We start from the raw sequence: 231 nt of genomic DNA, 5'->3' as shown, positions 1-231 counted from the left end.
GTTATGTCCTTACCGCGTTGTGACACCAGCCAATCAATCGCTTCAAAATCCGCGCCATCATTGTATGATTGCCACTTTGCTTGCGCTTTTTCATCGGTCTCATCTGCAATTACCATAAAGAGGACATAGGTTGGAACGTTACGACACGTCTTGTCCGTGTGTACCTTTAATCGGTCCTTGATACTGGCATAGTCAGTTGGCGTGTTTAGACCTTTACCGAAGACAAAGTTG

The 231-nt window shown here is 45.5% G+C and carries 1 pseudogene; it reads right to left on the bottom strand.

What is annotated here, in order from left to right:
* Positions 1-231: pseudogene (locus V6252_RS13055) on the bottom strand (pyrimidine utilization protein A); the annotation flags it as partial.

The sequence above is a fragment of the Psychrobacter proteolyticus genome, assembly GCF_038155145.1.
Classification (GTDB): Bacteria; Pseudomonadota; Gammaproteobacteria; order Pseudomonadales; family Moraxellaceae; genus Psychrobacter; species Psychrobacter proteolyticus_B.
This window is presented reverse-complemented; position numbering and strand designations above follow the sequence as displayed.